Here is a 12,837-nt window from a genome sequence, read left to right on the forward strand (position 1 = left end):
CTATTAGCCACGCTAACGAAATAGTCATTAACTTCACTAATGAAATATAATAGCCTTAGATTTAAACTAAAATTTTTTAAAAAATAGATAGTGCAACATTAAAAACCACAAAGTGGCTTTTTGTTGTTTTATTTTGTTTTGTTGTTTTCGTGATGGGGTTCAAATATTGCGATGACCATCACTTAGATGGAGAAATCAAACAGAAGAATGCAGAGTGGCTTATTGCAGACATAATCGATAGCGGCTAATAAGCCGCCATGACTGCCATCATTATCAAGCCGCAGGCCGATAACGCCATAACCAACGTCCACTCGCCATACGACGATAAAACAGCACGCCGCGTACTATCCAGTCGAGGAACATACCCATCCAGACACCGGTGACACCAAACCCTAATGTCACGCCCAGAATATAACCGGCGACAATACGGCAACCCCACATCCCCGCGAGGGCTACCCACATGGTATAACTGGCATCTTTCGCGCCTTTTAGCCCTGATGGTAACACCCAGGCCGCAGCCCAAATCGGCATAAAGAGCGCATTGATCCAAATCAGGTGCTTAACGACCTCGATAACTCCCGGTTCATTGGTAAACAGCGATGCCAGAAATCCAGCACTGGGAATCGACAGCAAAGCAATAAAACAGATACCAATAGTTGATAACCAAAAGATATGCTTAATCTGACGGGTGGGCTGCAAAATCTGCCCTTTCCCCAAACGAGTACCAATAATAATTGTCGAGGTGTATCCCAGCGCATTACCCGGTAAGTTGATCAGCCCAACAATGGAAAATGCGATAAAGTTACCGGCAATCACTTCTGTCCCCATTCCGGCGACAAAGCGCTGAGTAATCAGTTTACCTATACTAAACATCACCGATTCAACACTGGCTGGTATACCAATACTTAATACTTCAAACATGATGGCTGAGGTAAAAGGCATAAAATAGGCTTTAAAGGGAATCCGCAGGGTATTATTGGCTCCGTAAATCAATACCAACACTACAACTAAAGCCCCTAAATAACGGGAAAGTGTGATACCAATACCTGCACCGACAAAACCTAATCCCGGCCAACTAAACACACCGTAAATCAGCACACTACTGATAATGATATTAAGAATATTCATGGCGATATTGATAAACATCGGCAGCCGTGTGTTACCCGCACCACGTAACGCCCCACATCCTACCAAGGTTATTGCCATGGCCGGATAATTCCACACCGTTAAATGTAGATAGGTCAGTGCCATGGATTTCACTGCGGGATCTGCCTGGCTGGCCATCAGATCAATAATGGTTTCACCAGCAAAATGCACCAATAACACCAATAATAACGAGATTAGAACCAGTAGAGAGATGGATTCGCGGGCTGCGGTTTGTGCTTGCTTGCGCTTACGTTGCCCCAAACTGAATGACACTACCACTGATGTGCCAAGCGCCACAGAGGTAAAAAAAGCAGCAATTAGCATATTGAAGCTGTCGGCTAATCCTACTGAGGCCATGGCTTCTTTGCCCAACCAACTGACCAACAGAGTGCTAAATACCCCCATTAGTAAGACACACAGTCCTTCAATAAACAGTGGGATTGCCAGCGGCGTTATCTCACGCCAGAACAGTACCCGATAGGATTTCCGCTTTTTATACCATGCATTTTCGCAAAAGATTTTCAACTTAATATACTCGAATTATTTAGGGTATATACTCGATAAAAGTCGATGCGAACATCATAACAGAATGGCAAATTAATTTAAATGAAACATCATTTCACACAAACAACAATGAAATAGTTATGCAATGAAATACACATAAATATGCAAAATATCTTTGACTCGAACACCGCTTTTGCGATATCAATGTAGGCATTGAAACCTTTGCCAGACAGACCTCATTTATACAGGATTTAATTGATGACAACTATTCTCAAACACCTTCCTATAAATCAACGTGTTGGTATTGCTTTTTCCGGTGGTTTAGACACCAGTGCAGCACTGTTATGGATGCAGAAAAAAGGGGCAATTCCTTATGCCTACACGGCTAACCTGGGTCAGCCTGATGAAGAAGATTATGATGCTATTCCGCGTAAAGCGATGGAGTACGGTGCAGAGAAAGCTCGCCTGATTGATTGCCGTAAGCAACTGGTTGCTGAAGGGATCGCCGCGATTCAATGTGGTGCCTTCCATAACACCACTGCCGGTGTGACTTACTTTAACACCACCCCATTGGGTCGGGCGGTCACTGGCACCATGTTGGTTGCCGCCATGAAAGAAGATGGTGTGAATATCTGGGGTGATGGTAGTACTTACAAAGGTAATGATATCGAACGTTTCTATCGTTACGGCTTGTTGACTAATGCTGAATTGAAAATTTATAAGCCCTGGCTGGATACCGATTTCATCGATGAACTCGGTGGCCGTCATGAAATGTCCGAATTTATGATTCAATCCGGCTTCGATTATAAAATGTCGACTGAGAAAGCCTATTCCACTGACTCAAACATGCTGGGCGCGACTCACGAAGCCAAAGATCTGGAATTCCTGAACTCTAGCGTCAAAATCGTTAACCCGATTATGGGTGTGAAGTTCTGGGACGAAAATGTGGTAGTGAAAGCGGAAGAAGTCTCTGTCCGTTTTGAGCGCGGTTACCCGGTGGCACTCAATGGTGTGGTGTTTGACGATAGCGTTGAGCTAATGATGGAAGCCAATCGTATTGGTGGCCGTCATGGCTTGGGCATGAGCGACCAAATTGAAAACCGTATTATTGAAGCTAAAAGCCGTGGTATTTACGAAGCCCCTGGGATGGCGTTGTTGCACATCGCTTATGAGCGCCTGCTGACTGGTATTCATAACGAAGATACCATTGAGCAATATCATGCTAATGGTCGTGTGCTGGGCCGCCTGCTGTATCAGGGCCGTTGGTTCGATCCACAAGCGCTGATGCTGCGTGACTCGGCACAGCGTTGGGTTGCCAGCGAAATCACCGGTGAAGTGACACTGGAACTGCGTCGCGGTAATGATTATTCCATCCTGAATACTGTCTCTGAAAACCTCACTTATCAGCCAGAGCGTTTGACGATGGAAAAAGGTGATTCCGTGTTCTCACCAGACGACCGTATCGGTCAGTTGACTATGCGTAATCTGGATATCACCGATACACGTAAGAAGCTCTTTAGCTACGCCACCACTGGGTTGTTATCGGCTTCGGCAGAGGTAGGTTTGCCACAGGTGGATAATAATAATCTGACTACCAGAGGCTTACAGGATAAGAGCAAATAAGTAGTGTAGTGAGAAGCAGGTTTAGGTCACAGCCGAAACCTGCTTCAATACCTGGCATAAAATCAATATCAACTCACTGATGTCGGCAACTCAATATTACTTTCGGCCAACGAGCCCATATTGTTATACATCGCACAGGCCGCATCCACTAAGTGCATGGCAAGTGCTGCGCCGCTCCCCTCGCCTAGTCGCATACCCATCTGCAAATAGGGTTCCAGCTGCAAATAATTCAGTGCGATAACCGCGCCTTTTTCTGCTGATAGATGAGATGGAATCAGGTAATCGCGTACCTTGGGTTCGATACGGCAAGCGGCCAACGCAGAAGCATAGGAGAGAAAACCATCCAACACCACCGGCAAGCCCGCAGCGGCAGCGCCTAACATCACTCCGGTCATACCCACCAGATCAAAACCACCGACTTTCGCCAGCACATCAATGCCATCACTGGCATCTGGCTGATTGGTTTCAATTGCGCGCCGCACGACGGCCACTTTGTGATGTAATTGCTCGCTAGGGAAATTAGCCCCGATCCCCACGGCCAACTCAGGGTCGCTGTCGGTAAATACACTGACCATCGCCGCTGCGGGGGTGGTATTCGCCATCCCCAACTCACCCACGCCAAACACTTTCACACCTTCAGCCACCTGCCGTAATGTCAACATCGCGCTGGCAACCAGTAAATCCTCGGCCTGTTGGCGGGTCATAGCTGCACCGCGGGCGATATTGCCGCTGCCGCGCGCCACTTTCATATCCACTACGCCGGGCAGCGTATCGCTGTCGATACCCACATCCACTATTTTGACTTCAGCACCGGCATTGGCCGCCAATACACAAACACCGGTCACACCCCTGACCATATTCAATGCCTGAACCATCGTCACAACACGGGGAGAGATAGCCACGCCTTCGTCGTAAACTCCGTGGTCAGCCGCCATCACAATGATTTGTTTGCGATCAACCTGATGGCCATATAACCCGCGCATTCCCGCTAATTGAACCGCCAACTGCTCCAAACGCCCCAGACTGCCCTGTGGTTTTAGCAAACCATCCAGCCGTGTTTTAGCTCGGGCCATCGCTTTGCTATCCAGTGGAGCAATGGTGCGCAGAATTGATGAAAGTGTTTGCATCTATTTAACCTCGTGGTGCAGGCTGCCAGGCAGCCCGGCTGTTGAACGCACGCAACGTGACAAACCCATCATGGATCTCCAACACGCTGTATGCCCCCTGCTCAAAATGAAAATGCCACATGGCGGCGGCTGGCATCGCCAGTAAACGCGCCAGCATCAGGCTTAATACTCCCTGATGGGCAACCAGCAGTTGATTGTTATCGTAATTGTTTGTTTCATGACGATTTGTTTGGTGGCGGTTTGTTTGCTGACTGTTGATTGAAAGCAGTGACTGAACGACGCTTTCGACTCGGTCTGAAAACTGTATAAAAGACTCCCCGCCAGTGGGGCTGGCCTGTTGCCAGTCTGCCACCCATGCCGCCCATGCATCAGGGTCTTCACGCTGTAAATCATGGTGATGGCGCATTTCCCACTCACCAAAATTCATTTCATTTAATTGGTCATTAATGCCCGCATTTAGGGGATGCCCCGCCAGCACGATATCGGCAGTATGCCGCGCACGTAGCAACTGGCTACTGACACCATCAGCAAACGCCACGTCCGCCAGCCAACCGGCAACATCACCGGCCTGCTCGACGCCGAGTGGCGTTAACGCCAAATCGGTCAGGCCGCAAAAAACGCCGCGCAAATTGGCTTCAGTTTGCCCATGGCGCACCAGAAAAAGTCGCATAGAATGGCTCATCAAAAGTGTTCGAAAACAGATCGTGTTACAGCAACGCCAGCAGGAATACTAACTCACCCACTTCGGCCGCAGCCCCCAGCGTGTCACCGGTTTGCCCGCCCAGACGGCGGCGCAGGTAGGTTGCCAATAATGCCACCACCACCATGCTCATCACCAACGCCAACAGCGCTGCGCCCTGACCAAGTAGCAGGGTTAATATCGCGCCACCGGCCAGGGTGATGAGTGTTTGTTTCCCCGTCACTTTACCGATGTAAATGTTGCCTAATCCATTACCTTCGCGCGCATAGCGTTGGCGATACATTAGCAACACAATTACCGTGCGCCCGGCCACTGAGGCGGCGGTGAGCATCAGTAGCATCGGTGCATCACGCAGCGCCAACTCACTGACCACCAGCACTTTCGCCACCACGATAAATATCAGCGCCAAACCGCCGTTAGTACCGAGGCGACTGTCGCGCATGATTTCCAGCATTTGCTCGCGCTTGCGGGCAGAAAACACCCCATCACAGGTATCTGCCAGCCCGTCGAGATGAAAAGCACCGGTAACCAGTGCCAATGCCAGGACATATCCCAACGCCGCCAATGGCACACCGCACCACGGAGCCAGCAGAGTGAAAACCACCCCACCGATCACCCCAACAATCAGGCCGATAAACGGAAAACCGATAATACCGCGCTCGTAGTTATCCAGCGCCAGCCCTTGCGTCCAGCGCTCTGGCACTGGAATACGGGTCATAAACTGCAATGTTGCGAGAAATAGACGCAGGCTCATTTAATCTTGACCTCAATACCCGAAACCACTAAAAACACCTCATCAGCCGCTGCTGCTAATCGCTGATTGACTCGTCCGGCAATATCACGAAAATGCCGCGCCAGGCGATTTTCCGGTACGATCCCCATACCCAGCTCATTGGTCACCAGATAAATAGGCGCACTACTACGTGCACAAGCCGCCAACAACTCGGTAATTTGCTGCGAAATACCCTCTTCAAGCGCGGTAAAATCCATCTGTTCCGCTGGCGTATCCCCCGCCAGTTCAAACAGCAAATTGGTAATCAGTGTGGTAATGCATTCCAACATAACGGCTTCGCCGGGTTCGACGTGCTTTTCCAGCACCACTCCGAGATCACGATAGCCTTCCCAGGTACGCCAATGCGCCGGGCGGCTGGCACGGTGTAATGCCACCCGCTCTGCCATTTCCGCATCTGTTACCACTGAGGTCGCAATGTAAAATACCCGTTCGGCCGCTTGTGCCGCCAAACGTTCGGCCAATGAACTCTTGCCACTGCGCGCCCCTCCGGTAATCAAAATCACTGTGCGCGCTCCTGTTGGTACTGTTTCATTAGTTTGAAAATCCTATCAATATCAATATGCTCGCGCATCTGTGATGCCAGAATATCGAACTGTTGCTGTTTATGTTCAGCATAATTCACTGTCACGCCGTCAAAAGCAGCCAGCCCTTTGCGTTGACGCAGGCTATCTAATAGCGCACGGGTAAAGTGGTGGCTGTCAAATAGCCCGTGGATATAGCTGCCCAATACGCTGCCATCGCCATTCACCGCGCCATCCACCCACTGCTCGGCTTGCCCATTGCGCAAAGTTAGCTGCGCAAAAGGTATGGCATCACAGCCCAAATGGGAGACACCCATATGGATTTCATAACCTTCAAGCGGGTGATCACTACAGTTTTTCAATATGCCTGGCAGGCCAATCTGACAATAACCGCTAACGCGCGTGGTGACTTTATCTGGCGCGAACTCGGTTTCCACATCCAGCAACCCCAAGCCATCCATCTGTTCAAAGCCCGACTCCACGCCATCAATAATGCGTTTTCCCAGCATTTGATAACCACCGCAAATGCCTATCACCGGTACATTACGTTGATGTAGCTTCAGCAACGCTGCCGCCAGCCCACAGTGGTGCAGCCATTGCAAATCACCCAGCGTATTCTTGCTGCCCGGCAAAATAATCAAATCCGGCTGGCCCAACGCCGACAACTGCGATACATAGCGCAGGCGCACATCCGGTTGCGCGGCCAGCGCATTAAAATCAGTAAAGTTAGCGATATGAGGTAAGCGGATCACCGCAATATCCAGTGCCTTTTCTGCTGTATCCTGATATTTGCCATTTTGCAGAGCGACACCATCTTCATCTTCTAAATCTATATCCAGCCACGGCATCACCCCCAGTACAGGGACATGGGTCAGGGCTTCAATCTGTTCCAGGCCAGGGGTCAGCAATGCGATATCGCCACGAAACTTATTGATTATCACCCCTTTGACGCGCGCTTTTTCATGGGGATGTAGCAGCGCCAGAGTGCCATAGATAGAGGCAAACACGCCGCCTCTGTCAATGTCCGCCACCAGCAATACCGGCGCGTCTGCCATTTCAGCCATACCCATATTGACGATATCGCGGTCACGCAGATTTATTTCCGCCGGGCTGCCCGCACCTTCCAGCACCATGACGTCATATTCGCGTGCCAAACTGTGGTAAACCTCGCTGATTTGCTGCTGCAATTGCGGTTTGTACTGATGGTATTCCACCGCATCCATATTGCAGGCAACTTTGCCCATTAAGACTACTTGCGCCTTACGGTCGCTGGTGGGTTTGAGCAGAACTGGATTCATGCGAACATCTGGGGCAATTCCGGCCGCTTCGGCCTGAAAAATTTGCGCCCGCCCCATCTCTTCCCCCTGCGGAGTAATGCCCGAATTGAGTGCCATATTCTGCGATTTAAACGGCGCACAGCGATAGCCATCTTGCATAAAGATGCGGCACAGCCCGGCCACTAACACACTTTTACCCACGTCAGATGCCGTGCCCTGCACCATTATCGATAAATTCATCACTGGCCGACTCATCGCGCCTCCTCCGTTTCGCGTTGACGCATCAGCGCGAAGAGTTGTTCTTCCGTTTTGCACAACGGCAAACCCAGCTCACTGTGCATTTTGACCAACCACGGCTGAACCAGCCCGGCAGCTTGCAGTTTTTCCTGTTGTAGGAACACTTCGGTTGTTTCACCAGCAATCATCAAGTGACCGTGCGATAAGACATAAAGGTAATCACAGACCTTATAAATCAAATCAATATCATGGCTGGAGAGAATAACGCGTTTTCCCTCTGCGACAATACGTTCAATGATAGTAATCATGTGCTGCCGACCGGCCGGGTCCAATCCGGCAGTGGGTTCATCCAGTAGCAGATACTCTGCCTCCATCACCAGCGCACCGGCAATGGCCACCCGTTTTTTCTGGCCATGACTCAAGTGCTGGATAGATTTATGGCGAAATCCTTGCGCATCGACCAAAGTCAACGCCCGGTCAACCCGCTGCGCAATAATCTCTTCGGGCATCCCCAAATTGCGCAGGCTGAAGGCGATATCACTATCAATATCGGTATAAAAAATCTGCTGTTCCGGATCTTGAAATACCGTAGTGACACGCTGGCGCAATTCACGTAAGTTGGCTTTCTTATAACTGAGCGGCTCACCTTGCCACAACACCGCGCCCTGCTGCGGTTGCAAAATACCGGTCAGGTTCATAAATAAGGTGGATTTGCCACAACCATTAGCCCCCAAGACACCGGTGACCGCATGCTGACTGAAATCCAGTGTCAAGTCGTGCAATACCTGCTCTTCCTGATAGCTGAAACCTAACTGCCTGGTGGCTAACATTACATCCTGCCTTACAGGTGGAAATCGCCCTGATAGAGTTTCATATCCAGCGAGATGACCATTTGCTGATAGCGAATCATCACGCGGGTAAATAGCATACCGACCAACATTGCCAGCGAATGGTAGCCGGTACGCAAAGAGATATAACCAAATCGCAGAGACTGCGCCTGATGGATTGCGGCAGCCTCCTCAATCAAAATAAAAATAAAGCGCCAGGTCAGCAGGATTTGCTCAGTCAGCAATCGGGGGGCATGGCAGCGTTTCAATATTTGGATAAGCTGCGGGAATGGCGTATTCAGCACAAACCAAAAAGTGGCTGCCAATGCCGCCAAACTGCGCCATAGCGTTTGATTGGCGGTGGTTAATCCGACTTTATCAAACCCCAGCCACCAATGGCCTATCTGCATACCCCACCACAGGCTCTCCGGTTGGCGTGAGAGTGATATCACAATCGTGACCAACCCCACCAACAGGAAAGAGAGCGGTATTGCCAGCCAGCGTAAATAACGACGCGGCCCCACCCGCAACAGATAACATGTCAGGGCGGCGATAAACACCAAGAGCAGCGCCTGATACATCGGCGGGCTAAGCATGGCGGCCAACAGGAAAACGGCATATAGCACCAATTTTCCCATTGGATCGGCCTGTCGCCAGCGGCTTTGATAACTTAGTTTATCAATCCCCAGCATGCTCACCGCGTTTCCCCCGGTAATAGCCCAAGATATAGAAAATCACCGCCGCCCCAATGGAACCTTGCAGGGTAAACAGCAGGCTTTCAATTTCACCACTAGCGGGTTCATATAACGGCGTGAACCACGGCTGATAATGAGGTGCAGTAGTCTGAATCAGAGTTTCGGCTTCACCATCTGAGCCACCATATTCACCACCGTGATTAATAAAGAACGGCATTATGACCAGAGCGATCACCATCGCCAGCAAAATAAGTGTCTTTTTCATGTTAATGAGTCCCTGCGTGAATTAACTGGCGTTTGGTTAATTGGTCGTAAATCATCACTGTCAGCAAGCCTTCAGCGATGGCTATCGGGATCTGGGTAATGCAGAACACCCCCATAAACTTGATAATCGAACCGCTGACACCAAATTGCGGGTCAGGGAAAGCCAGACCAAGCTGTACCGAGGTGACAAAGTAAGTGGTTAAATCTGCAAGCATGGCGCAAAGAAATACCCCGACGTCGCGACGCAATCCCGCTTTACAGGCCAACTTCCACACCAGATAACCCACTACTGGCCCAATAACCGCCATTGACATGCCGTTAGCACCCAAGGTTGTCAGGCCGCCGTGCGCCAGTAATAATGCCTGGAACAACAACACAATGGCCCCCAACACCGCCACCACTACCGGCCCAAACAGAATAACTGCCAGCCCGACGCCGGTCGGATGTGAACAACTGCCGGTCACTGATGGGATTTTCAGTGCCGATAACACGAAAATAAAGGCACCGCACAGCGCTAACAGGACTTTTTGATTGCTGTCTTCAGCGACAATCTGTTTCAAACGAACCAGCCCCATAAACAAACACGGCAGGAACAGTATCCACCAGGCCAGCGCCCACATCGGCGGCAAAAAACCTTCCATAATGTGCATGGCAAAAACATCATTCGGGGCAATCGTTAGCAGAATTGCCATCGCAGCGCCGCTAAGCGAAAGTTTCTTTAACTGTCTTTCCATTTCCATGAGTGACTCCAATAACGTTGAGCATCTAAGTGAAAACTAGATAAGCATCTGTTTTTAAATAACTCGTTGCTGTTTATTGACTAAAATGGTCGAGAAATAGGGCAACGGCTGGTCAGCAGCCAGGGTATCCAACTGACGCCAACACACTTCGCCGGGTAATGAAGCCTCCGACATCAATAGCGCGTGCGGGAACAGGTTTAACCGGCCCAATAGCGCCTGAATTTGTGCAAAGCGGCCATACACTTTCATCAGCACTACGCAGTCGTGGTCTTGCAGCGCGCGCTCCAACTCGGCTTCTGGGGCGGTGCAAGACATAACCGCCAGCGATTGTTGCTCCATCGCCAAGGGCAATGCGGCACGAGAGGCAATAGCGGCAAAGGAAGTGACACCGGGGACAATTTCCAGCCAGTCTGGCCGACCAATACGTTCTAGCAAAAATACCCACGTGCTAAATAACATAGCGTCGCCGAGGGTGATAAAACCCACCTGACGGCCCTGCGCAACTTCCGCTTGCAGCTGTTGTGACACCTCATCCCACACCGCCTGCTTTTCGCTGTCATCGGCGCTCATCGGGAAATGGCAGGTGCGGACTTCGGTGTTAGGTGATAAATATTCGCGCACAATTGACAGTGCCAGACTGTCACCGCCTTTACGCCCTGCCGGGGCATACAGCACATCCAGTTTGGCTATCAGCCGTGCCGCCCGCACGGTGATTAAATCGCTGGCTCCAGGGCCAACACCCAATGCATAAAGTCTGCCGCTCATTACGCTGCCTCCTGCTGTTTTTGCTGCAAGGCACTCGCCAGATGCTGAACAAACATTTGGCGAATCAACGGGTTCTCTCCCAATCCTTGCAGCCATGGTTGCGCACTGATACCCGCGGCTTCCAGTTGTGAGCGCCATGAATCCGGCTCTTCAGAAGCCATATCATTGATGGCGTGATCACCGGCCACCAGCATCAATGGCATCAGATGCACTTTACGCACTCCCTGCTGCTGTAAACGACTAATGATGTGGTCGATTTCCGGATAACTTTCCACCGCGCCAACCAAAGCAGGGAAGTTGAGTGAAGTCATTAAATGGTCAAGGCAGGCATAAGCAGAAAAGGCGAAGTGACTGGCCCCGTGGCCCATAAAGACCACTCGCTCATCCGCCGCCAGCGGGGGCATTTGTGCTTGCAGTGCCGCCAGCAATTGCTGGTAATCTGCAAAACTGCTTAACAGTGGTGTACCCAATACCAAATGGTGGAAACAGTCGCTAAAACTGCGCACTTCATTAGCGATTTTTTCGTATTCATCACCATTAATCACATGCAGTGATTGGATAGCCACATCTTGATAACCCTGTTCAGCCAGTTGTTTCAGTGCTTCTCGTGGGTTATTGATCAACAAGCCATCGCGTTTACGCAGCTTGCGAATAATCATTTCTGAGGTAAAGGCGCGGAACACATCGCGATCGCTGTAAGCCGCCGATAACTGTTGCTCACAAGCCTCAATATTCTTTTGGCGGGTGTGTTCATAACTGGTGCCGAAACTGATCACCAACAGTGCTTTTTTCATTTTATTGTCCTCGTTGTTCTTGCCAGTGGATCAGATTGCTGCCAGTGCATCAGATGTCGGGTAAATTCATCTAATGAAGTCACTTGTTGCCCAAGACTGCCCAACACCACAGCGGCCGGGCGGCGCACCACAATGCAGGGAATATTCAGTGCCAGACAGGGAGCCACTTTCTCTTGATAGCCACCTTGTGCGCCAGACTCCTTGGTGATAACCACATCTGGCTGGCAAAACTCATACAGCGCGTGATTGAATTGCGCGCTGAATGGCCCACGCAGCGCGATAATATTGTCTACCCCCAACCCCAGAGCCTCACATTGGCTCAGCACTTCAGCCGTTGGCAGCACGCGCGCTAACAAGGTTTTACCGGTCAGCCGCTGTTGATACTCCGCCAACTGCTTGCTGCCGGTGGTCAAGAGCACTCGCGACCCTAAACCTTGCGCCACGGCGCACGCTGCCGCTGCACTGTCTACTTTGTAGAGCTGTGGATGATGAATAGCTTCAATTTCACTCGGACGCTGATAACGTGTCAGTGGCACGTTGGATTGCCCGCAAGCGGCGGCCACATTGTCACTGAGCAGGTCGGCGTAGGGGTGTGAAGCATCAACCACCCACTGCACCTGTCTGGTGATAAGAAAATCGGCCATTTGCGCTGCATCCATCCGCCCGACCAATATCTCGCCGCCAATATCGCCCGCCAGTTGTTTGCCCGCATCGGTAGCGACCGACAGGCTGTAGCGCTCGCCAAACTCGTCCAGCAGTTGGCAAATCAGCCGGGCATCACTGGTGCCGCCAAAAATATGAATCGGCGGATGGTCGTGGGTCAT

Annotated in this window: 14 protein-coding genes; 1 reads left to right on the top strand and 13 read right to left on the bottom strand. The window is 50.7% G+C overall.

The features are described 5' to 3' along the window. Nucleotides 1–273: 273 nt before the first annotated feature. Nucleotides 274–1,671, bottom strand: a complete 1,398-nt coding sequence (locus tag FTB31_RS07690) for an EmmdR/YeeO family multidrug/toxin efflux MATE transporter (RefSeq protein WP_077293749.1) — start codon at nucleotides 1,669–1,671, stop codon at nucleotides 274–276. A gap of 237 nt (nucleotides 1,672–1,908) precedes the next feature. Here FTB31_RS07690 and argG point away from each other — a divergent pair, with 237 nt between their 5' ends. After that, nucleotides 1,909–3,273: an argininosuccinate synthase gene (argG, locus tag FTB31_RS07695; RefSeq protein ID WP_050075282.1), complete on the top strand. Its 1,365-nt coding sequence runs from the start codon at nucleotides 1,909–1,911 to the stop codon at nucleotides 3,271–3,273. A gap of 68 nt (nucleotides 3,274–3,341) precedes the next feature. Here the strand turns inward: argG and cobT are convergent, their stop codons facing one another. Genes cobT through FTB31_RS07755 form a run of 12 tightly spaced genes read right to left on the bottom strand, consistent with a single transcriptional unit; the run spans nucleotide 3,342 to nucleotide 12,837 of the window. Then, on the bottom strand, nucleotides 3,342–4,400 hold the full coding sequence (gene cobT / locus FTB31_RS07700) for a nicotinate-nucleotide--dimethylbenzimidazole phosphoribosyltransferase (protein WP_227725932.1): 1,059 nt from the start codon (nucleotides 4,398–4,400) through the stop codon (nucleotides 3,342–3,344). 4 nt (nucleotides 4,401–4,404) lie between these two features. Further along, nucleotides 4,405–5,070 (bottom strand): adenosylcobalamin/alpha-ribazole phosphatase, encoded by a 666-nt coding sequence (locus FTB31_RS07705; protein ID WP_050075611.1) that lies wholly within the window; start codon nucleotides 5,068–5,070, stop codon nucleotides 4,405–4,407. Between the two features lie 37 nt (nucleotides 5,071–5,107). Then, complete coding sequence (gene cobS / locus FTB31_RS07710) at nucleotides 5,108–5,854, bottom strand: adenosylcobinamide-GDP ribazoletransferase (protein ID WP_077174889.1); 747 nt, start codon at nucleotides 5,852–5,854, stop codon at nucleotides 5,108–5,110. Next, nucleotides 5,851–6,396 (bottom strand): bifunctional adenosylcobinamide kinase/adenosylcobinamide-phosphate guanylyltransferase, encoded by a 546-nt coding sequence (cobU, locus tag FTB31_RS07715; protein ID WP_046051231.1) that lies wholly within the window; start codon nucleotides 6,394–6,396, stop codon nucleotides 5,851–5,853. The genes cobS and cobU overlap by 4 nt, the downstream gene beginning before the upstream one ends. Further along, nucleotides 6,393–7,931, bottom strand: coding sequence for a cobyric acid synthase (locus tag FTB31_RS07720; protein WP_077174951.1), 1,539 nt, complete (start codon nucleotides 7,929–7,931; stop codon nucleotides 6,393–6,395). The genes cobU and FTB31_RS07720 overlap by 4 nt, the downstream gene beginning before the upstream one ends. Before the next feature lie 11 nt (nucleotides 7,932–7,942). Further along, nucleotides 7,943–8,758, bottom strand: a complete 816-nt coding sequence (locus FTB31_RS07725; protein ID WP_004699338.1) for an ATP-binding cassette domain-containing protein — start codon at nucleotides 8,756–8,758, stop codon at nucleotides 7,943–7,945. Between the two features lie 11 nt (nucleotides 8,759–8,769). Beyond that, nucleotides 8,770–9,447: an energy-coupling factor ABC transporter transmembrane protein gene (locus FTB31_RS07730; RefSeq protein ID WP_005157634.1), complete on the bottom strand. Its 678-nt coding sequence runs from the start codon at nucleotides 9,445–9,447 to the stop codon at nucleotides 8,770–8,772. After that, complete coding sequence (locus tag FTB31_RS07735) at nucleotides 9,434–9,715, bottom strand: energy-coupling factor ABC transporter substrate-binding protein (RefSeq protein ID WP_004699340.1); 282 nt, start codon at nucleotides 9,713–9,715, stop codon at nucleotides 9,434–9,436. The genes FTB31_RS07730 and FTB31_RS07735 overlap by 14 nt, the downstream gene beginning before the upstream one ends. A gap of 1 nt (nucleotide 9,716) precedes the next feature. Further along, entirely contained in the window at nucleotides 9,717–10,454 is a 738-nt protein-coding gene (cbiM, locus tag FTB31_RS07740; protein ID WP_227731259.1) for a cobalt ECF transporter S component CbiM, read from the bottom strand. A gap of 54 nt (nucleotides 10,455–10,508) precedes the next feature. Next, complete coding sequence (locus FTB31_RS07745; protein ID WP_227731260.1) at nucleotides 10,509–11,219, bottom strand: cobalt-factor II C(20)-methyltransferase; 711 nt, start codon at nucleotides 11,217–11,219, stop codon at nucleotides 10,509–10,511. Then, on the bottom strand, nucleotides 11,219–12,013 hold the full coding sequence (gene cbiK, locus FTB31_RS07750; protein ID WP_077174888.1) for a sirohydrochlorin cobaltochelatase: 795 nt from the start codon (nucleotides 12,011–12,013) through the stop codon (nucleotides 11,219–11,221). The genes FTB31_RS07745 and cbiK overlap by 1 nt, the downstream gene beginning before the upstream one ends. Next, the gene (locus FTB31_RS07755; protein ID WP_050075277.1) at nucleotides 12,010–12,837 is read right to left on the bottom strand and encodes a cobalt-precorrin-6A reductase; all 828 of its coding nucleotides are present in this window, start codon (nucleotides 12,835–12,837) and stop codon (nucleotides 12,010–12,012) included. Before FTB31_RS07755 ends, cbiK begins: the two co-directional genes overlap by 4 nt.

This window comes from Yersinia proxima (assembly GCF_902170785.1).
Lineage (GTDB): Bacteria > Pseudomonadota > Gammaproteobacteria > Enterobacterales > Enterobacteriaceae > Yersinia > Yersinia proxima.

What these genes read in the sequence shown, in the direction of transcription:
- argG (WP_050075282.1), top strand. Translation starts at nt 1,909, where the DNA reads ATGACAACTATTCTCAAACACCTTCCTATAAATCAACGTGTTGGTATT.
- cobT (WP_227725932.1), bottom strand. Translation starts at nt 4,400, where the DNA reads ATGCAAACACTTTCATCAATTCTGCGCACCATTGCTCCACTGGATAGC.
- FTB31_RS07705 (WP_050075611.1), bottom strand. Translation starts at nt 5,070, where the DNA reads ATGCGACTTTTTCTGGTGCGCCATGGGCAAACTGAAGCCAATTTGCGC.
- cobS (WP_077174889.1), bottom strand. Translation starts at nt 5,854, where the DNA reads ATGAGCCTGCGTCTATTTCTCGCAACATTGCAGTTTATGACCCGTATT.
- FTB31_RS07720 (WP_077174951.1), bottom strand. Translation starts at nt 7,931, where the DNA reads ATGAATTTATCGATAATGGTGCAGGGCACGGCATCTGACGTGGGTAAA.
- FTB31_RS07725 (WP_004699338.1), bottom strand. Translation starts at nt 8,758, where the DNA reads ATGTTAGCCACCAGGCAGTTAGGTTTCAGCTATCAGGAAGAGCAGGTA.
- FTB31_RS07730 (WP_005157634.1), bottom strand. Translation starts at nt 9,447, where the DNA reads ATGCTGGGGATTGATAAACTAAGTTATCAAAGCCGCTGGCGACAGGCC.
- FTB31_RS07735 (WP_004699340.1), bottom strand. Translation starts at nt 9,715, where the DNA reads ATGAAAAAGACACTTATTTTGCTGGCGATGGTGATCGCTCTGGTCATA.
- cbiM (WP_227731259.1), bottom strand. Translation starts at nt 10,454, where the DNA reads ATGGAAATGGAAAGACAGTTAAAGAAACTTTCGCTTAGCGGCGCTGCG.
- FTB31_RS07745 (WP_227731260.1), bottom strand. Translation starts at nt 11,219, where the DNA reads ATGAGCGGCAGACTTTATGCATTGGGTGTTGGCCCTGGAGCCAGCGAT.
- cbiK (WP_077174888.1), bottom strand. Translation starts at nt 12,013, where the DNA reads ATGAAAAAAGCACTGTTGGTGATCAGTTTCGGCACCAGTTATGAACAC.
- FTB31_RS07755 (WP_050075277.1), bottom strand. Translation starts at nt 12,837, where the DNA reads ATGACCCACGACCATCCGCCGATTCATATTTTTGGCGGCACCAGTGAT.